The sequence below is a fragment of the Streptomyces sp. NPDC090045 genome, from assembly GCF_044747975.1.
Classification (GTDB): domain Bacteria; phylum Actinomycetota; class Actinomycetes; order Streptomycetales; family Streptomycetaceae; genus Streptomyces.
In genome coordinates this window covers 1-19,281 of the sequence record NZ_JBIVFA010000025.1, presented here as the reverse complement: position 1 = coordinate 19,281, position 19,281 = coordinate 1, and the positions used below count along the sequence as shown (strand labels likewise).

17 protein-coding genes are annotated in these 19,281 nt (G+C 68.0%); 10 read left to right on the top strand and 7 right to left on the bottom strand.

What is annotated here, in order from left to right:
- Window positions 1–95: 95 nt before the first annotated feature.
- Window positions 96–290 carry a hypothetical protein gene (locus ACIPYQ_RS38855; RefSeq protein WP_401259151.1) on the top strand — a complete coding sequence of 65 codons (195 nt, stop codon included), beginning with the start codon at window positions 96–98 and terminating at the stop codon, window positions 288–290.
- A 332-nt stretch (window positions 291–622) separates the two neighbouring features.
- On the opposite strand, the gene ACIPYQ_RS38850 is transcribed toward ACIPYQ_RS38855, so the two are convergent.
- Entirely contained in the window at window positions 623–952 is a 330-nt protein-coding gene (locus tag ACIPYQ_RS38850; RefSeq protein ID WP_401259150.1) for a DUF6233 domain-containing protein, read from the bottom strand.
- Entirely contained in the window at window positions 949–1,245 is a 297-nt protein-coding gene (locus tag ACIPYQ_RS38845) for a hypothetical protein (protein ID WP_401259148.1), read from the bottom strand. The genes ACIPYQ_RS38850 and ACIPYQ_RS38845 overlap by 4 nt, the downstream gene beginning before the upstream one ends.
- A gap of 151 nt (window positions 1,246–1,396) precedes the next feature.
- Here ACIPYQ_RS38845 and ACIPYQ_RS38840 point away from each other — a divergent pair, with 151 nt between their 5' ends.
- The 4 genes from ACIPYQ_RS38840 (at window position 1,397) to ACIPYQ_RS38825 (ending at window position 6,626) form a co-directional block, all read left to right on the top strand.
- Window positions 1,397–3,352: a pRL2-11 gene (locus ACIPYQ_RS38840; protein WP_401259146.1), complete on the top strand. Its 1,956-nt coding sequence runs from the start codon at window positions 1,397–1,399 to the stop codon at window positions 3,350–3,352.
- Window positions 3,353–3,468: 116 nt separating this feature from the next.
- Window positions 3,469–4,278: a hypothetical protein gene (locus tag ACIPYQ_RS38835; protein WP_401259144.1), complete on the top strand. Its 810-nt coding sequence runs from the start codon at window positions 3,469–3,471 to the stop codon at window positions 4,276–4,278.
- A gap of 364 nt (window positions 4,279–4,642) precedes the next feature.
- Window positions 4,643–5,686 (top strand): hypothetical protein, encoded by a 1,044-nt coding sequence (locus tag ACIPYQ_RS38830; protein ID WP_401259142.1) that lies wholly within the window; start codon window positions 4,643–4,645, stop codon window positions 5,684–5,686.
- 118 nt (window positions 5,687–5,804) lie between these two features.
- Window positions 5,805–6,626 (top strand): PIN domain-containing protein, encoded by an 822-nt coding sequence (locus ACIPYQ_RS38825; protein ID WP_401259140.1) that lies wholly within the window; start codon window positions 5,805–5,807, stop codon window positions 6,624–6,626.
- 126 nt (window positions 6,627–6,752) lie between these two features.
- On the opposite strand, the gene ACIPYQ_RS38820 is transcribed toward ACIPYQ_RS38825, so the two are convergent.
- Entirely contained in the window at window positions 6,753–7,103 is a 351-nt protein-coding gene (locus ACIPYQ_RS38820) for a hypothetical protein (RefSeq protein WP_401259138.1), read from the bottom strand.
- Between the two features lie 18 nt (window positions 7,104–7,121).
- On the opposite strand from ACIPYQ_RS38820, the gene ACIPYQ_RS38815 reads away from it, so the two are divergent.
- The 5 genes from ACIPYQ_RS38815 to ACIPYQ_RS38795 all read left to right on the top strand — a co-directional run bounded on the left by ACIPYQ_RS38815 (window position 7,122) and on the right by ACIPYQ_RS38795 (window position 11,924).
- Window positions 7,122–8,183 (top strand): hypothetical protein, encoded by a 1,062-nt coding sequence (locus tag ACIPYQ_RS38815; RefSeq protein WP_401259136.1) that lies wholly within the window; start codon window positions 7,122–7,124, stop codon window positions 8,181–8,183.
- Window positions 8,184–8,877: 694 nt separating this feature from the next.
- Entirely contained in the window at window positions 8,878–9,381 is a 504-nt protein-coding gene (locus tag ACIPYQ_RS38810; protein WP_397737883.1) for a DUF1877 family protein, read from the top strand.
- Between the two features lie 60 nt (window positions 9,382–9,441).
- Entirely contained in the window at window positions 9,442–10,170 is a 729-nt protein-coding gene (locus ACIPYQ_RS38805) for a transposase (RefSeq protein WP_401259134.1), read from the top strand.
- A gap of 32 nt (window positions 10,171–10,202) precedes the next feature.
- The gene (locus ACIPYQ_RS38800) at window positions 10,203–10,391 is read left to right on the top strand and encodes a hypothetical protein (RefSeq protein WP_366399654.1); all 189 of its coding nucleotides are present in this window, start codon (window positions 10,203–10,205) and stop codon (window positions 10,389–10,391) included.
- Window positions 10,392–10,550: 159 nt separating this feature from the next.
- Window positions 10,551–11,924, top strand: coding sequence for an ATP-binding protein (locus ACIPYQ_RS38795; RefSeq protein ID WP_401259132.1), 1,374 nt, complete (start codon window positions 10,551–10,553; stop codon window positions 11,922–11,924).
- 168 nt (window positions 11,925–12,092) lie between these two features.
- Here the strand turns inward: ACIPYQ_RS38795 and ACIPYQ_RS38790 are convergent, their stop codons facing one another.
- From ACIPYQ_RS38790 to ACIPYQ_RS38775, 4 genes are all read right to left on the bottom strand, one after another.
- A complete protein-coding gene (locus tag ACIPYQ_RS38790) occupies window positions 12,093–12,290 on the bottom strand; it encodes a hypothetical protein (protein WP_401259131.1) in 198 nt (65 codons plus the stop codon).
- A gap of 212 nt (window positions 12,291–12,502) precedes the next feature.
- Window positions 12,503–15,415 carry a tetratricopeptide repeat protein gene (locus ACIPYQ_RS38785; protein WP_401259130.1) on the bottom strand — a complete coding sequence of 971 codons (2,913 nt, stop codon included), beginning with the start codon at window positions 15,413–15,415 and terminating at the stop codon, window positions 12,503–12,505.
- A gap of 16 nt (window positions 15,416–15,431) precedes the next feature.
- Window positions 15,432–15,839, bottom strand: coding sequence for a hypothetical protein (locus tag ACIPYQ_RS38780; protein WP_401259128.1), 408 nt, complete (start codon window positions 15,837–15,839; stop codon window positions 15,432–15,434).
- Window positions 15,840–16,324: 485 nt separating this feature from the next.
- Window positions 16,325–18,712, bottom strand: coding sequence for a Helicase associated domain protein (locus ACIPYQ_RS38775; protein WP_401259126.1), 2,388 nt, complete (start codon window positions 18,710–18,712; stop codon window positions 16,325–16,327).
- Window positions 18,713–19,281 lie beyond the last annotated feature (569 nt).

Here is a 19,281-nt window from a genome sequence, read left to right as displayed (position 1 = left end):
GGCCGGTCGACGGGGACGCGGAAGCTCTCGCTGACAACGTGGTTGCGGGCCTGTGCATGTACCAAGCCGCGATGTTCCCCCTGGCGCGAGGCGGGGTGAGTGCCGCAGAGCGTACCGCCCGCCGGACGGTGGCCTACCGGCTCTCCGCGTACGAGGGCCTGCCGAGCCAGATCCAGGTATCGGCGGCCGTAGCCCTGGAAGCCATAGACCAGGGGAAGGACGAAGCGCGGGCGGCAGAGGCGATGAGCGATCTGCGGGTCACGGTGTACGAGCACCGCAGCAGCCGGTAGGAGCCGCGGGCAGGGTTGCACCGGAAGGGGGCTGAACCGTTGTCTGGACGGTTGCTTTCAGTGGGGGACCGGAGGTGTGACCGGGAGTGGGAGCCTGGCAAATCGGACACCCCTCGTCGTCCCTGGTCAGGCCCGGTGGGCAAGCCTCCCCGCGACGAGGACACCTCTTTCCCACGCGATAGCCGAGGGGAAGAGGATTCAGGTTCGATGGCCGGCGCGGCGATCGAGGGCGTCGGTTGTCCGAAGGTCGGGGCGCGGCCCCCGTCGCGGCCTTCTGGTGGCCAAGGCCGCACCCCTTGCCTCCGAACGTACCCGCCGCCCGGAGGCCGCCTTCAGCCGGTCATGCCGAGCGCGTTCTCGGGACTGCAGTAGGGGCAGGGCTCGACGCCCTCGGCGAGCATCCGGCGGGCCTCCTCACGGCCGAGGGGCTTGCCGCCGCTCATCGCGCAGTCCCCAACGTGGACGCGCAGCGCCTTCGGCCCGGCCCCGGTCCGGATGGATTCGAGTTTCCAGTCCGGCGGCGGAGGCGGGGGCCGGCGGGCCGCCGCGGCGGCCAGCTCCGTCTCCAGCTCGCTGATCGTCCGCTCGGCCAGCTTCTGCTGCCAGCCCAGCCACGCCCGTACGGCCCGCCAGCTCTCAAGCCGGGCCTCCAGGTCGCTCATGAGGACCGCGTCCCGGGCTCGGTGACGACGAACTCCTCGCCACTCCAGCGCACGCTCAGCTCCCGCACCCCGTCCGGCCCGCTCTCGGCCGCCCGGAACAGCTCGATGCGCCCCGCGGTGCTCCAGCCGTGCTGCGCCCAGTACGGGTGCGAGGTGATCAGGCACGACAGTCGGATCAGCTCCCGTCGCAGCTCGGCCGCTCCCACGGTGGGGCGCAGGGCGAGCTGGTTGTAGGCGCGGATCTGCTGGCGCTTGAGGCTGATCAGGTCGGCAGGGAAGCGGAAGGACGTCACCTATTTATTCAAGCAGGTGTTCGAATTGCGGGGCCAGTCCGCAGCTCAGAGCCTCGTTTCGCCGTCCCTTATCCACAGGCCCGCGGCCGTAGAAGGGAGGTGTCCGCATCCGGGTGTGCAGTACCCGGACGCACACCGAAAGGGCACGGCCATGGCACAGACGAAGTTCGACAAGCAGGTGGAGGAGAACGCCGAGTCCCTCGTGTTCGGGATCGGCCGGGTGCTGGCCGGCCGGGACCTGGACGGCGTGAAGCGCACCGACGCCACGTTCTGGCGCTCGGGAACCCGCGTCCTGCCGAAGGTGGAGGGCCGCGTCCGGCGCCGCTCCTACAAGCCCGGGTGGCAGCGCCTGTCCTTCCGCCTCGCGCTGGGGGCCGGTGTCTGGGAGACCGGCTACCTGGCCACCCAGGACCTGGAAGCCACCAGGCGAGGCGTCCAGGAACTGTGGGACAACCGGGACCAGGCGCTCGCCGCGCTGGAGCCCGGCGGGATCGGCGCGGCCTCCGTCCTCACCGTCGGCACCGCGGCCTACATGGTGCTGACCCGCGAGCGCCGGGAGCTGATGCGCGAGTGGGTCGGCCCGTTGCACGACGCCCTCCACCAGCCGCTCGGTCTGGCGGAGCAGACCGACCCGCGCCGCTACCTCCACATCCCGAAGAACTTCTCCGACGACGACGCGGAGATACGCATCGACCTGCCCACCCGGCTGGGCTTCTCCCGCGAAGTCGTCGCCGACCTCATCACCCAGAAGCTCGCCCTGGAGGGCGTGACGTTCTCCTGGCACCCCGAGGGCCGCAAGCCGTACGTGCTGGTGAAGAAGACCCGAAAGCCCCCGGCCAAGGCCCTCTTCAAGGACCCCAAGATGCGGGAGCTGGTGACCAAGGCCAAGGAGTCCGCGCCCATCATCGGGATCGGCGCCGGCGGGCGGATCGTCTCCGTCGACCTGGACGCCGAATCCCCGCACATCCTGGTCAACGCCAGCACCGGCGGCGGCAAGTCGGTGACCTTGCGCTGCATCGCCTGCCAGATGCTCCACCACGGCTCGCTCGTGTACGTCCTCGACACCAAGCGGATCTCCCACCCGTGGGCGAGCGGCCTCCCCGGCGTCACCTACTGCCGCGACATCGCCGACATCCACGACGCCCTGGTGGCCCTCGGCATGGAAGGCCGGCGCCGGGTTCGCGTCGCCGACGAACTGGGCATCGGCGCCGACCCGGACGCCATCGGCCCGCGGCTGCTGATCCTCCTTGAAGAGGTCAACGCGACGATGAAGCAGCTGGCGCGCTACTGGGAGAAGATCCGCGAGTCCGGCGACCCGAAGGTCTCCCCGGCCGTCGACGCGCTCAACGAGATCCTCTACATGGGCCGCCAGGTCCGCATGCACGTCCTCCTGGTCGCCCAGTCCGCGACCGCCCGCGCCCTCGGCGGCCCGGAGGTACGCGAGCAGTTCGCCACCCGCATCCTGACCCGCTACAGCGTCAACGCCTGGCGCATGCTCGCCCCGGAGATCCACCCAGCGCCGAAGTCCACCAAGCACCACGGCCGCGCCCAAGTCGTCAGCGGCGGCACCGCCCGCGAGACACAGGTCCTCTTCTTCACCGAGACCGAAGCCCGCGACTGGGCCAGCACCGGCTCGGCGGCCACGGAGAAGAAACACGCGCCCGTCCCGGCGCAGCCCAGCCCCGTGCAGCTCCAGCCGCCCGCCGACTCCCTCGCCGACGCCTGGAGCAACAGCGCCCCGGCCACCACCCCCACAGCCGACCCGGCAACGGCGTCGCCCTACGACGGCGACTTCCTCGCCGACGCCTGGAACCTCACGCCCCCGGCCGCCAACCCGGGCGGCGCGGCCAGCACCACCACGGCGACGTCGCCGGCGAACACGGCACCGGCCGACAACGACGACCAGGCGGTCGGGCTGCGCGAGGCCCACCAGCACCACCTGCCGGACATCACCATCGCCGCCCTGCGCTACGCCCGCGCCAACGACCAGACCTTCCCCGCCTCGGCCGACAAGCGCGGCGCCGAACTCCTCTACCGCGTCGGCGACCTCAAGAAGTGGGCCCGCAACCGGCCCCGCGCCGCCACCGGCACCACCGACCTGGACTGACCCGCCAGTCCGCCGACAGCGGCGAACCAGCCCTGTCCGGTTCAGCCGACACGATCCCCCTCGTCCCGGAGAACACCCGGTTCACCAGGACCAGCACAGAAGAGGAACACCGCACCATGAAGAAGACCGCGCTCCCGAAGATGCTGAGCTTCGCCGCCCCCGACCTCCGCGAGCAGATAGAGGCGCTCCCCGCCGGGACCGCGCTCATCGGCATCAGCACCACCGGACGGGCCATCGCCGTCGACCTGGACGCCGAATGCCCGCACGTCCTGGTCTGCACCGGCTCCGGCGGCGGCAGCACCACGGTCCTGCGCTCGCTCACCGCCCAGTTCCTGCACCAGGGCGCCCACGCCCTGGTCCTCGACCCCAAGCGGATCTCCCACCTGTGGGCCAAGACCCTGCCGACGGTGACCCACCGCGGCAACGTCGCCGGCATCCACGACGCCCTGGTCGCCCTCGCCTCCGAGCTCAAGCGCCGCCTCGACACCGAAGGCGACCTCGGCAACGTGCCGCGCCTGATCGTCGCGATCGACGAGGCCGACACCACCCTGCGGCAGCTCGCCCGATACTGGGAGACGTTCCGGCAGAAGGACGACCCCAAGACGTCCCCGGCCATCACCGCGATCGAGGAAGCCCTCTGGGCGGGACGCGCGGCCCGCGTCCACGTCATCTTCGACGGGCGGCCCAGCGCCGGTGCCCTCGGAGCGCAGGCCCACGAGCTGTTCGCCACGGTGATCCTGTCGCGGTTCACGGCCGACACCTGGCGGCGCCTCGCCCCGATGGCCGGCCCCGCCCCGAAGCAGAGCACGCACCCGGGCCGCTTCCACGTCGTCCAGCAGGGTGGCACCCACGAGACGCAGGCGATCCTGATGTCCGACGCCGACGTCGTCAACTGGCTCACCGAGCCGACGGACAGCGAGAGCTGACGCCGAGCCAGAAACCCCATGGGCCCCGGGGGGATCAGCCATGACAACCCGGGGCCCGCGCCGCACGTAGTGGCACGAGCTCAAGCTCGGTGTTCCCGTTCCGAAGCCCAGCACCAACCCGGGCCGCGTCCACGTCGTGCAGGGCTTGACCGCCCACCCCACGCAGGCGCTACTCCATGAGCGACGCCGAAGCCGCCGCGCAGGCCAACGGTGAGGAGACCGAGACGTCCTGACCCCGCCTGACCGAAGAGGGGGGTGTCCGCCTGCACGGCGGGCACCCCCCTTGGGACGTCCCGGAAACGGAAGGCCCGTTGTCGGACCCGCTCCGTACCCTTGGCTGAGGTACCTGAGACAGGAGGGCAACGTGGCCCGCATCAATCAGCGCGCGATCGACAAGCACGTCAAGGACATCGCCAAGAGCTACGAGCGCGCAGCCAATCGGAACCCCATCCGGGTACCGATCCAGACCGAGGCGACTGGCACAGGAGGAACCATGCCCGGCCGTGACACCGCCGAAGACGACCCGGTCCTGGCCCGACTCCTGATGTGGCTCGACGAGCAGGCCCAGCAGAACCCCTCGCACTACATCGACGTGACCCGGTTCGTCGAAGAACAGCAGCTGCACGACGAGGACGCCTCCGTGCTCGCCTTCGAGCTGGAACAGCGCGACTTGGTCCGCGTCGCGCGCACCGCGGGCGGGACCCCCGACGTCCATCTCACCGACGCGGGCCGCGCCGCGATCCACCGCCTGAAGAAGCTGCGCTTGGACCGCGCCGCCCGGCTCCGATACACCATGGATGCCTTTCACCGGTGGCTGTTCGACACCGCCGGCGACCAGAAGCCCATCAACCCGGTGCTGTTCCTCGCCACGCCCGCCGCCTACTTCGCCGGATCCGAGATCACCGGGACCGAGCTGCACGAAGCGCTCGCCCACCTGACTCAGCACAAGCTGATCGAGCACATCGACACCGAACCCGCCACCGTCGCCATCACACCTCAGGGCGTCAGCTGCGCCCTGGCAGGAGGAAATGTGCAGGACCACGTCAACCAGCCCCGACCCGGCACCACGTACAACACCTACCTGCCGAACGCCAAGGGCGTCATCATCGGCGAGCAGCAGAACTTCACCCAGAACAACTCCGACGGGGTCGACCCCACGCTGTTCGTCCAGCTCGCCGGGTACGTCGGCCAGGTCAGCGGCACGCTGAACATGCACGAGTCGGACCGTGTGGAACTGGAGCGCGTCGCCCAGGACCTTCACGCCGAAGCGACTTCGCCGAATCCCGAGCCGGGACGCCTGCGGCAGTTCGCGACCCAGGTGAAGGACCAACTCGTGGAGGCCGGTACCACCATCGCGGCCACGATGGGCGTCCAGATGGCTGAGCAGGCTCTGGGCTCGCTCATGTAGCCGCGCCGTACAACCGCTACGGGCCCCGGGGCGTCGCCCCCGGGGTTCGGCTATGGCTTCGAACCCGGTCTGCGGAAAACCCGTGTTCCACGATCTGGCGCGTTGACATCATCGACGGATGCTTGTCACACCCGTACCCGGCGCGCACCGGGACAACGTGCTGAAGACCCTGCAGTCCGTACACATGGCCGCGGGGAACATCAACGGGGGAGCGCCGGAGTCCGCCTACGGGAGGCTGCTCTCCTACCTGGTGTGGGCGAACGACTCAGTACGGCTGCTCACCTCCCAGATCAGCGGCCGTGACATCGATCGCCTGGTCCGCACGCGGACGCATCAGACGCTCCTGGACGGGGTCGGCCACCTGGCTGGCAGCGATCAGCAGAAGCTGGTGAACGGGCTCGTCAGCCTTGAGATTGAGCAGCGTATCGCCGCCCTCGGCGACGCCATCGACGCCCTCCAGGACCAGATGGCGAAGTGGCCGAGCGGGATCTCGCTCCTCGTGCCGGACACCAGCTTCTACATCCAGCACGACGCGAAGCTCCTGGACGTCGACTTCGCGGCGCTCGCCGGGATCACCGGCCCGGTCCGCGTGCTGTTCCCCATGGTCGTCGTGGACGAACTGGACCGACTGAAGGAGACGAAGGACCGGCACGCGCGATGGCGCGCCGGCTACACCCTCGCCGTCCTCGACAAACTCCTCGACGACGACGCGGGCGCGCCGCACGAGGTCGAGGTCCTGCTCGACCCACCTGGGCACACCCGCCTGCCCCTCCCCGACGACGAGATCATCGACCGGGCGCTCTCCGCCCGTGCCATCGCGGCTGGCCCGGTCCGGCTCGTCACCTACGACACGGGCCAAGCCATGCGGGCCAAGACGGCCGACATGCCGGTCCTGAAGCTGCGCACCGACGCGGGCACAGGCGAGGAGCCGAACAAGTAGAGCGCGCCGACACCTGCTTGCCCCGACTTGTTCAAGGAGCCAGCGGGGGAGCGCCCCTCAGGGGCGTGTCCGTCAGCGCGGGGTGGGTGGGGCACCACGGGTGTTAGGGGTGCCCCACGCTGCCGCCTACCGTCGGGCGAGGGCCTGGTTCATCTTGGTCATCACACCGAAGAACGTGCCGGTCGCCGCAACGACACCAGCTGAGGCACCGGCAAGGTAATCCCCCGTGACGGCGATCGTGCCGACTGCACTGGCCACGCCGCAGGCGCCTGCCGCGCTGACAGAAGTGCTCAGGATGACCCCCCAGCGCACGGGCAGCTGACCGCCATCCTGGTCGTTCTCGCTCATCGTCTTCTCCTGGTCGTATTGCGAGTGATCAAGGTGAGAGCCGTCGCCCGGCGCCGAGAGGCGACGGATCCACCGGCTTCCAGCCTCGCGAGTCAGCTCTGCGAGAACCAGATCGGGCAAGTTGGTCATTAGCCTGATCGTTGGTCCATGAAGCACAACAGCGACCCCACCCCGTCGAACTGCGCCGTAGGACTCCCCGACGAGCCGGTGCCGCAGCCGCCCGCCGCGCTGATCAGCGGCGGCCTGGGGACCTGGGACAGCAACGGACACTCCTCGTTCGACCTCACACACCTCGACGGCCCGTACCGCTACCACGTCCACGCTCAGTGGAGCGACGCCAAGAAGGCCGTCATCATCACCGCCCTCGCCATCGAGCCCAAGAAGGGGGTGGAGGCCGCCGGGATCAGCGGCTTGAAGAGCATCCCGATGGAGCAGATCCGCCAGCATGTGAACACCGTCATGGGATCGCCGTGGTCCGGCAGGTCGCATATCGCGTTGATGAAGGAGGAGATCGCGGAGCTTCCCACCCGCCGGCGGCAGGCATCGCCCGAACGCCATCTTGTCGCGGCGTGGATCGCGCAGGAGGCTGAGGCTGCGCAAGCGGAAGACCCCCAAGCCCCGTCGCCCAACGAGGCTGTCCGTCGCTTCTTCGGGTTCGCGCCCTCCTCGAAGGCCAACGTGACCCGGCTCCTCAATGAGTGCCGGGACCTTGGCTATCTGCCGGTACGTGACGAGAAGCCGGACGAGCCTCCCGTCGCGTACGAGCGCGGGAGGACCGGGACGATGGACATGATCCATCAGCGGATCTTTCTCGCTGTGCTGGACGACATCGCCGGCCAGGGTGGTGAAGGAGGCCGTCTTGCTGCTGCTCTACGAGAAGAACTGGACACCGCCAAGGAAGAGCCGTGCGCCACGCTGGAACTCGATCTCGACGCCATCCGCGCGATGTTCCCCACGAAGCCAATCGGCGATGACCCCGATGCCTATGCGCCGCTGCCTCTCCAGGCCCACCTCCTCCAGAGCTACAAGCACACCTTCGACCGTCTGGCGGTCAGCCACCGCAACGAGCCTGTCGACGTGATCTGCGGCCTGCTCAAGGAGGCGTGCCGTGAAATGGGCATCACGATCAATGGCACGTTCATCCACGACCACGCCATAGCGATCACCGAACGCCGATCCGTCCGATTTCCCCCTCACCCGGCCGCGTAGACAAGCCGAGGGGCGCGCCCTCGCCAACAGGTTCGCTCGAGTGAACGCGGATCGGGTGTCGGAGTGCTCCGGCACGATGATTCAGACAGAGCGGTCGAACATGGCGAGGCGCGTGCTCATGAGAATGGAACTGGACCTGCCGATTCCTGAGGCGTAGATGTCCGTCATCACCATGTCGTACGGGACCGGGCCCCCATAGGCTGGGCGAATGCCGAAGGAATCTCCCGCGGCGAAGCGGGCTCGGAAGGCTGCGCTCAAGGCCGCTGCGCGCGCTCGCGCCGCCCGGATCGTCGCAGGCGAAATCCCCGACTACTTACGGCAGCCGAGCACGGGCAGACGGGAGCCTCGACCGCTCACGCCTAAGCACAAGGTGGTCCAGGCCCCGTCCGAGCAGCCCACCAGAGCGCTCATCCCTCCCAGGAGTACCCCGCTAAGCGGTCTTGGGGAAGTGGCGTGCGTTTCCGCGTCGTTCGGTGCGTGCTCTCGGCGTGCCAGCTGAAGGCCCTCGTACTGGATGTACGTGGGTCTTCGGCCGGTGCGACGAGAGTGCGTGCCGGGCGGCGTGGGGGCGTGCCTCACTTCCCCAAGCCCGCTTAGCGTGGACGCGGGCGCCGCCCGCTGTCAGCGCCCGGGGATACCCTTCCCGCTCCAGCGGCCCGGGCATGCCGGGCCGCTCGTGGCGAAGGGTGGGGACGTGAGCTTCCACATGCATCTGCGGGCCGTCCGGGAATCCGAGGTCCGGCGTGACTACGGCTGGCTGGCGGAGTTCATGGGGGCTGCCTGGGACTGGGACGTCCGCCAGGCCGAGCGTGAGGCGGGGATCGCGGAGTCGATCGAGAAGGACTTCGGCTCGGTTCACGAACTCTACGAGGCAGCCGGTCGGCTCCCGGAGGGGCAGGACGGGGCGTGGGAACTGCCCGTCTTCGGCGGACACATCATCCACCACCCTGCCAACGAGCATCCGCCCTTCGTCCACTTGACCCCGGCCGCGACGCAGCGGGCGTCGGCCTTCCTCACGGACGTCTCGTTCGACGCCGTTTGGCAGGCGAACGGCCCCCGGATGTGCGCTGCGTTCGGTCCGGGCTGGGCCGAGGAGGACGTCAAGAGCAGCTATCTCCACCGCCACGCCGCCCTCCAGGCCTTCTACGACCGCGCCGCCACGGCCGGAAAGGCCGTCGTCAAAGCGTTTTGGTACTAAGCGGTCTCGGTGATGCGGGCTGTTGTTCGGGTATGAGACGGGGCAGGGAGGGGCTGCCTTATGCCGAAGATCCTGCGTGTGGAGTTGACGTTTGATCAGGAACGCGAGGTGCGCGAGCGTCTGCGGGCGCGTGATCTCGCGCCGGGTACCAGACTGCGTCTGGAGTGCATACGGCTGATGGGGCGGGGCCTGACCGTGCCCGAGGTGGCTGACCTGCTCGAATGCAACGAGGTCACCGTGCGTGGTGCGGTCCACCGTTTCACGGCGGGCGGGTTCGACGCGTTGGCGGATGCCCCGCGCCCGGGCCGCCCGGCATCGGTCACCCGTGAGGACCGCGAGGCGCTGGCCGCCTTGCTGGACGAGTCCGCCCGGCAGGGCCGTACCTGGACTGCCGCCGCGTTGTGTGACTGGCTGGCCGCGGAACGGGGGGCGCGGGTCTCGCCGGCCTGGCTGACCGAGTTGCTCCACCGGGACGGGTTCCGGTGGAAACGGACCCGGGACACGCTGCGGCACAAGGCCGACCCCGTCCTCCAGCAGGCCGCCCGGGCCCAGCTGGAGGATTTACGGCTTTACGGCTGGACGCGCACCAGGGCATCTACCCCGAGCGCGTCCACACCACCGCCGAAGCGGTCGGCACCGCAGTCGATCAGGCCCTGGAACGTCAGCGGGCACGAATCAAAGGATCAGCAGCCAACTTCACCAAAGCCGCTTAGTGCCTCGGGACCGGGAGCAGTACGCGGACAACGCACCGCCGGTGTGGGTGAGGGGAGGCTCCCGTGCCCAAGATGACTAGTGGCTCGGCGAGGTCATGGCATCCGGGGATGACCACGGCCTCGAAGGAAGACATCCAGCACATGCGCCCGAAGCAGCGGAACAAGTACCGCCGCCTCGGGTTCACCTGGACGGAAATCAAGAAGATCGATCGCGCCATCGGCCGCGGCGAGACCACCCTCACCCTCAAGACCACCGCTGGCGAGGTGACGATGGCACTTCCACCCCGATGGCGCTGACCGCAAGACATGTGCCTCTTCTGGTTCTGGCAGGGGTACAACGCCACACCCTGCCCGAGGGCGCGCGGTCCTGGGCCTCGCGCTCCGCTCAGCGCTCGTGGCCCGGGTCTGTCGGTGCGGTCCCGCATGCTTGGAGTTCACCTGGCACGAAGGACAACCATGACTTTGGACTTCAACGCGGACGAACCGGTAGTCGGTCTGGCACGGCAGCGAGAGCTGATCCGGGCCGTTTTGAGCGCCAGCAGTGCGGACGAGACGCGCTGGCTGGAGTGGAAGTCCCAACACGACGTGTCGAAGGCGGAAGGAGCCTTCGCTGTATCGAAAGCGATCCTCGGCTTCGCCAACCGGATACCCGACGTGGCGGAGCAGTGGGTTGGGGGCCACGCCTACCTCCTGGTAGGGGTTGATGAGGACGGGATCTATGGAGTTCCGACACACGATGTCGAGAAGGTTGATGTCTGGCTGAGGCGCTTCCTGGGCGACTTCAGCCGCTACCAGTTCACGTACGTGCCCATGGACATCGACGAGGGCCGACGCCATGTCATGCTCGTCGACGTCTTTCCCCCACGATGGGGCGATCTCATCCATCCCCTGCACAAGGAATTCGCGAGCTTCCGCCCGGGTGTCGTCTTCCATCGGTACGCCGGGAGGACCGAACCCGCTCACCCCGCAGAGATTTACGCACTCACCGAGCGGGCCCGTAGGGCAACGAATCGTGTGAACGTCGAGGTAACCATGACCACCGGCGCCGTCGCCGTGCTCGCACCGACCGAGGCCGCCCGACGAACGATCACCGACTTCCTCCGCGACGAGCTGCTGGGCCAGCTGGAGGCCGCGGACCAGAGGAAGAAGGCGGCGGCCTCCAATCCGTTCGGTGGCTTCGGGTCACTCCAAGTCCTGTGGCCTGACTCCCGCTCCCCGGAGGAATTCCGGCAGGAGGTGGACGAGTACCTGAGCGACTTCGACCTCGCGATGCAGCATGCACTGGCACAGGCGGTCGGCGACGCCGGCACGCCTCTGACCCTCACGCTGACCAACCCCGGCGAAGACAACCTCACGAAGGTCCAGGTCGTGCTGAGCCTCCCCGACACCGTCTCGGCGCATGTCACGGCCGACGCAGAGGAAGAGGTCGACTGGCCTTCCCAGCCGGCCAAATATGGGGAGGGCACCATCCCCGTCATCGGCGGCTACCCAGGGGTGCTCGGGGTGCAGCCACCGGCCTACCACCTGCCGTCCCTACATTCCCCGGACATCGAGCGGCAGGATGGCCGCACCATCGTCCGCTTCGCTCCGGTGGACCTTCGCCCCCATGAGACCGTGACGCTGGATCCGATCACGGTTTACAGCAGCCAGGAAGCCGACCCCTTCGTCTCGGAGTGGCGAGCGACGGCGACCAACGTCAGCAGTAAGGTCCAGCGGTCTCTGTCCATCCCCGCTCAGCGTCTCGACCTCGACCTGCGGGAGGTACTTCGTCCCCTCTTCGGAGACAGCGACGACGGCGTGGGGGAAGACGAGGACGGCTCGGAACGGTAGGAGTCAAAGCGCGGCCAAGGCCCAGGAGAAGGCCGTGGCTACCTGTGCTCGAAGAGGGAAAGGCCCAAGATTCCAGGGCTTTACACACACTCCAGTGCGATGCCGCCGCCCCGGAGACAGAGAAGGACCCCGGGACGCACAGCGCACCCGGGGTCTCGTCCGACAGCGTCACGCCGCCGCCCACTCCAAGCCGAGGGCGGCCAGCGTCTGGAGCTTGTCGGCGGTGAGCTTGGCGCGGCGGGTCTTGGTGTTCGACAGAAACACCCCGAGCGTGACCTCGGTGCCGTCCTCCAGCCGCTCTAGGTGGGCCCTGCGGACCGTCAGCGAGCCCGTGCGGGCCTTGTACTGCGGCTCGAAGACGCTCACGGCCGTTGCAGGCGCCTTTACGGGCTCCGGCTCCGGGGCCAGCGGGACGACACCGACGTCCTCCCCCGGTCGAGCTATTCGCCGAGGCGGTCGTCGTCGAAGGGGCTGACGCGATCGCGATCGCGCTGGACGTCGACGATCCGGGTCCTTCTCGGCCTCGCCGCAGCCATCTGCTACTACAAGCGACTCGTCCGCCTCACCACATAGGCGGTCTAAAACGCTGCCAGTTCGTCGCGCACAGCGCGGCATGTCGGGTTATCTCGACCGAGTCGGCGCTCGTAGATCCGCAACGACTCGGCGAGGAAGGACGTCGCGCCGGTTCGGTCGCCTTCGTTGCGAGCCAAGCTACCCAGCACTCTGAGCGTGTCCGCTGTCTCGGCATGGTCGGGGGCGAGGCTGCTTTGACGGATGGTCAGGGCCTGCTCCAGGCACTCCCGACCTGCGAGGGCCCGGCCCTCCGCCAGGTTGACTACGCCCAGAGAGTGGAGGCACCGGGCGTAGTCTGGGGCGGCTTCGCCGACGCATCGGCGGCAGACCTCGACCGCGTGCTCCACATCGGCCAGGGCCTTTACCCGATCGCCCTGTGCATGGCGGACGATCGCCAGGTTGGCAAGGGTAATAGCGGTGTCTCGCTGCTCCTTCCCGTGCAGCTGCATTCGCAGGGCGAGCGCTTCCTCAAGCCGTTCCTGGGCCTCGGGCAGCCTGCCGAGGGAGCTTAGGGTCATTCCGTAGTTGTTGATGATCTTGGCGGTGAGAGGGTGGTTGGACAGCCCGGCACGTTGCTGGATATTGAGGGCACGTTCGTAGAAGGCTGCTGCTTCGGCGTGTGCCCCCGTGCGCTCACGAACCATGCCCAGGTTGTTTAGAATCGTAGCGAGTCCCGGGCTGAACGGGCCTTGTGCCTGCTCCTCCAAAGCCAGAGCATCCAGATATGTGCGCAACGCCCAGCCATAGGCGCCGCGAAGCCACTGCTCGAAGCCGATGTTGTTGAGGAAGGTGCTGGAGCCAGGGCGAGCCTCTGCGAGCAATGCATCCCGCATACGATTCCACTGTGCGCTTAGCTGTTTGACCTCTGAGGGAGAGCCTCCTTCCTCAGCAATGCTCATCAGGAAGTTGATCCTCCTCATTGCATACATCGATCCGCCCCGCCTTCTTTCGAGGACTGGCAGCGCTTGTACGTACAGATCGCGGGCTGCACGGAAGTCACCCAGAGTGGCATGCAGTTGTGACAGGGCGACCTGCGCGCCGGCGGTGCGCACATCGTCCGGTCCCAGTGCCTCGAGGCGGATGCGCAGCGTCCGCTCCAAGATCTCGCGGGCCTTCTCGAGCTCCCCCTGCTGAATCAGCAAGATTCCGAGGGCGCTGAGGGAGCTGGTGGTGCGCGGATCCGAAGGTCCTAGGATGCGCTCAAGGATGTCAAGCGCCTCCTCGTAGTAGCGGCGGGCCAAGGCCAGAGAACCCTCGGCACGGGCAAGCGATCCGAGGTTATTGAGCGTGGCAGCGCGGTTCGCCTCGTCGCTGAGCGCCTCCCACATGGGCAGGGCTCTAACCAGAAACGCCCGGGCGTCGCCGAAGCGACCAGCGATCTGGTACGCAAATCCCAAGTCGTTGACGCTCACCGCGGTCAACGGATGACCCTGGCCGTGCAACTGTTCGTCGATCTGTAGGGCACGTTCGAGGTAGTACACAAAATCGTGGCTCTCCGAGAGGCCGTCCTGACGCAGATGGTTACCCAGACTGCGGGCGAGGCGCACGGCGGTCTGGCCACCGCGCTCTAGTGCCGCCTCCGTGACCGCTCGCATGTGGGACTCCAGGCCTCTGGCGGTGAGATTGTCGCCGGTGTCGTTGCATTCGTCGAAGAGTTCTTGGAGAGAACCCTCCACCGCCGCCCGTCCGTCCCCGTCGGCTTGCCGGTCAGCGACGAACGACGCGACTAGGCGGTGCAGGCGCGCCCCGGCCGACTGGGTTTGCAGCAAGCCAAGCTCAACGAGGCGGTGCAAAGCGTCCTCTGCCATCAGTAGCGCGTCGGTGTCGCCGAGGTCGACTCCGGCGGATCGGTAGAGGAGGAGGCGCGGCGTATTCTCGCCTGGCACGAGGCAGGCGATGCGCTCGAGCAGGGCCAGCGCCAGCGCGTCGACGGCTGTTGCCGGATCGAGTCGGTCATAGCTTAGGGCGAAGGTTCGGCTTACATTCTGCGCGTGGCCGGTCGGCGAGATACCTGCCTTCTGTAGCGAGCCATGCGAAAGCGGCCCGGTCCTGCGCAGTTGCGTAAGGTATGCGGTTGGGGTGAGGACCTCGCTATAGCGGGCCAGGAAGCTCCCCGCCATATGAAGAGCGAGTGGTAGATCACCCAGCTCGGCGGCCACGGCGTCAAGGGTGTCATCGTTCGCCAGCAAATCGGCTCGATAGCGGCGCAGCAATTCGACGCTTTCGGGGCGCTGCAACACGTCCACGTTGAGGACGTCCACGCCGAGATGTGGGTCCCATACCTCCCGTCGTGTCGTGACCAAGACCCGGCAGCCACCGGTCGGCGGCCGCCACCGGGCCAGCAGTGCCTCGTCCTCGCAGTTGTCGAAGATGAGCAAGCGCGGCAGGCCGCTCTGCCAAGCCGCGAGTACCAGCCGTACCTGGTCTTCAAAGTTCAGCGTGCTGTAGTCCGGGCGTAGCTCGAGTCCGCCCGGCCCGCCGCATGCGGCGATCTCACCCGGGACTGCATCCGGATCTGCGAAGGTCAGCCAGAAGACTCCGCCCGCGAAATAGGGGCCGTAGCGGTGCACGAACTCAGCGGCGAGCTGGGTCTTACCGACCCCGGCGAGTCCCGCCACGGCCAGCACCCTGCTGGAGCCCGCGAAGCCAGCGGCCAGTGTCCGTAGATCATCCATACGGCCCACGAATAGCGGATTGGGCCCTAGGGCCACACGGGATCCGGCAGGCAGCGCCCCTCTTGGCGGCACTTTTCCCAATGGCAACTCGGCCAATTTCCAGGCCGCGGCCACCAGAGTCTCCTCAGCGACCGGCTGCGGCGGCACATACTGGTAGCTGACGACCATCGCCGTGCCGCCGGGCGCGGCCTGCGCGATGTACCTACCGCTGGCCTCCTGCCGGACCTCGTCTTGCGCGGACATCGTCGACCCCGGGTCCTTAGTCCCGAGAGTTGTCCGCCGGCCGATCGACGTGGACCTCCGCATGCCCCGAACGGTCCGCCTGAGCGATGTAGTTGCCGACCGCCTGCTGTACGTGGCTCTCGCCGCCAGGCTCGGCCTGAAGCCGCTCAATCAGGTTCTCGGCGGCCCTCAACAGCTCGGGGTCTTTCCCCGCTCCACTGACTGCGACTTCCTCGGCCAGGACCTGCTGACGGGCCTCCGAATCCGGCCGGGCCTCAAGCTCCTCCACCGCCTGGGCCACACCGCTGTCCTCACCATGCTTGCGGCGCAGCAGATCCTTCAAACCCTTGTAAGCATCCATGACGAGGCTCTCGCCGACGCTGCCAGCCCCGCGAGTCACCCCCGCCGCGACCGCAGCCACGATCGCTGCTGTCAACAGTTCCATGCGCGCTCCCTCGGCTGTCCTGCCCTCCTGCCAGGGTGCACCCCAGTGCGAAACCCTGCCATTTCGCGCGCGGGGCGTCGCGCGCTGTCATTGACGTGCTGTGGGTGCGTGTTCCTGCTCTACGCCGTTGGCGGCACCGCGTTGAGGACTTCAACGGAGTGGACAGCGGGCTACGTCGGTTTGGCGGCCTACAGGGAGGTGGAGGTGGCGGGTGTGAGGTTCGGCCGTGATGTTACTGGGATGTTCCGCCTTGTATGTCACTGATGTGTAGGTGCATTGTTGTTGCTCAAGAGCGGTTGGACCCGGTCGATCATGGTGACAGTTCTCCGAACTTTGCAGTGACATGGAGACGTATCGGCCAGTGTCGCGGTCGCCGTATCTCCTTTGCTTTCCTGGTTTTCGCAGGGCCGTCTGAGTACGCGGAGTGTGTCTGGCAGTTCCTGACGGGTGTCGGGGGCGGCCGGGGCCGCCCCCGCACGGTGACGTCAGACCGCCGCCCACGCCAGACCGAGGCCAGCCAACTGCGCGAGCTTGTCCTCCGTGAGCTTGGCGCGGCGGGTCTTGGTGTTCGACAGGAACACGCCGAGCTTGACCTCGGTGCCGTCCTCCAGCCGCTCCAGGTGGGCCCGGGGGACCGTCAGAGAGCCCTCCCGGGCTTTATACTGCGCCAGGGCCGCAACGCCCCTCTCGAAGGCACTCACGGCCGCCGTGGGCGGCTGCTCGGGTGTCTGCGTCTCCGTGGCCGACGGCGCGATGCCGAGCCGCTCCAGACGATCGCGCTGCCCACTCGTCAGGGCCTGCCAGACTTCCGGCTTGCGCTGCTTGGCCAGCCACTTGCCGACGTCCATCCCGTGGACGGTGAAGCCGGGCAGGACCTCCGCCTGGCCCTCTTCGTCGGTCAGCAGCTCGCGCAGCGCGGCGAAGTGCCGTTGCCACTCCGGCGTCCACGACGGGTTCCAGTCCTCGTCGACCGCCTTCAATGCCTCCTCCCACTCGGGGTGGTCGTCCAGGGCGCCGGGCCTGCGCATGTTGGACAGCCACTGCCCCACCGGGCGGTCCAGCGCCGTCGCGGACCGGGGCGCGCACAGCGTCCAGTGCTCCTCGAAGTACGCCTTGGCGGCCTCCAGGTTCTCCTGGAACCGCTCGTCGGCCAGCGACCAGACCATGCCGAGCTTCTCCAGCCGCTTCGCGCGCAGGCCGGTCATCTGCCCCGCCCCGTACGCCCGTCGCTGCTCGGCGATCCACTGTCCAAGGGGGTAGGCGCCCTCCTTGTGTCCGTACGGGACCCGGGCGTGAAGCTCGCGTTCGGTGAACTTCTTGAGCGACGCCCAGCCGCGAGCCCAGTCCTGCTTCTCCGTGTCGATCACGTTGAAGCTGACCCAGTCTGCGACCATCACTGGGTCACGCGGAGCGGCAAAACGGAGTAGCAGACGGGATTCGGCCTCGCCTTCCTCGGGCGGCGGACCGATGTACTCGGACGGCTGCGCGACGTCCTTCTGAGGCTCCTGCGGGATCGCGAGCAATTCGATTGCCTCTTCGTCGTGAGCGCGCAATCCCTCAAGAATCTTCACCAAAGGCCGGTACGATCCCGAGGTGAACATGTCCTCCGGCTTTTCTCCGGGCTGGAGAAATACCGGCACGATCAGAGAGGCGAGCTTGCCTTGTCCCGGCGTCTGACGTAGCGCCCGGCCGATGGCCTGGACGATGTCGTGCGGAGCGCCCTTGGGGTCCAGCAGGGCAACGGAGTCCACGGCCCGGATGTCCACGCCCTCACCCAGGACACGGCAGTTGGAGAGCACGGCGCGCCGCGCGGTGGAGCCGAAGCCGCCCAGGACCTCTCGCCGGCGCTCGGGGACGTGTTCGCCGCACAGCCAGTCCGCCCAGATCTTCGCCGGGTACTTCTCGGGCTGGTCGGCGTGCAGCTTCGCGGCCACGCGCTCCAGGCCCTCCGCGTACGCCTGCGCCTCTATCGTCCGGTGGTGGAAGGTGATGCACGTCTGGAGCTGGTGCTCCGTCATGGTGTGCAGCAGTGCGGCCTGGAGCGCCCCGAGCCGCTGCCCGCGCACCTCCTCGCTGCGCCGGTCCTCGCCCATCAGCCGCTCGGGCGTGACGACCGGGTCCTGGAGCTCCAGGACGATGATCTGGTACCGGGCAAGCAACCCGCGCGAGACGGCAGAGGCCAGGCTGAGCTTGTAGAGGACGGGCCCGAAGACCTTCTCGTCGTCCATGCTCGCCGCCATCTCCCGAGGCAGCGGGTCGCGCGCTCCCTCGGCAACCTCCCGGCTCAGCCGCTCCTCCCAGATCCGCGGCGTGGCCGTCAGGTACAGCCGGCGGTGCGCCGGGATGACGTTCTGGTTGTGGATGTCGGCCCACGCCTTACCCATCGAGCCCGAAGTCCTGTGGGCCTCATCGACCACCGCGAGGTCTACCGGGGCCAACTGTTGCCCGTAGACGCCCTCGAAAGCCTCCGCGAGCACGCCCAGGGACGCGTACGTGGCGTAGATGGTCACCGGCCCCTCGCCGTGCCACAACGCCAGCTGCACGGGGTTCGTTGTGCAGCGCACCTGGAGGCTCCACAGCTCCGGGTCGTCCTGGAGAGAGCACACGGCGACTGCCGGCCCCGTGTGCCCGGCCGCGCGCCACGCCTGGACGGTCTGGGTCAGAAGGTCCAGCGTCGGCACCAGGACGAGAACGCGGCCCTTGGGCACAATGCGCTTTGCCGACGCCGCCGCAATGATGGTCTTTCCCGTCCCGCACGCGGCGTTCACCTGCCCGCGCAGGCCGTTGAAGGGAATGCCGCCCGGCGGGATATCGAGACCGCGCACAATGGCAGCAACAGCCTCGATCTGGTGGTCACGCAGCTTCACGGCCATTCCCGTGCTCTCCTTTTCGCGGAATGTGTCGCGCAATCAGAAATGAAAATCCGGCGCGGTGGGACGGGGCCGGAGGTTGTGGTGTCTGTACCCAGACTCTACACAGCCAACAGCCGTGATGCATCACCCGCGCGACAGGTTCGCCATGGAGGCTGACACTTGGCTGATATCCACCCACAAGCACGGTTCATACGGTATGCTGACGGGGCATTAGTGAACATGTTGAGGCGGTTTCGAGTTGGGGGAGGGGTTCGGGTGGAGCGCAGCGGAACCCGTCACTACGGTGGGGCCGACACCCCGTCAGGCTGGCGATCCGTCACTCTCGTTGCTGGGGTGGTACCTAGGGTTCCCAAGCCCTACACAGGCCCGCGCGCGATGCACCTTCCCTTGCTCCCAGCCCAGGCAACCGCGCTTGCGCGGCTGCCCCCCAATTCGCGCTTGCGCGAATTACCCTGCCTTTTGAATTCCGCTTGCGGAATTCCATTCCCCCGCTTGCGGGGGAATGCGCCGGAGCGAAGCGGAGGCGTTCACTTCCCGGCGGCTTGCCGCCGGGTATCCCGCTCCGCGGG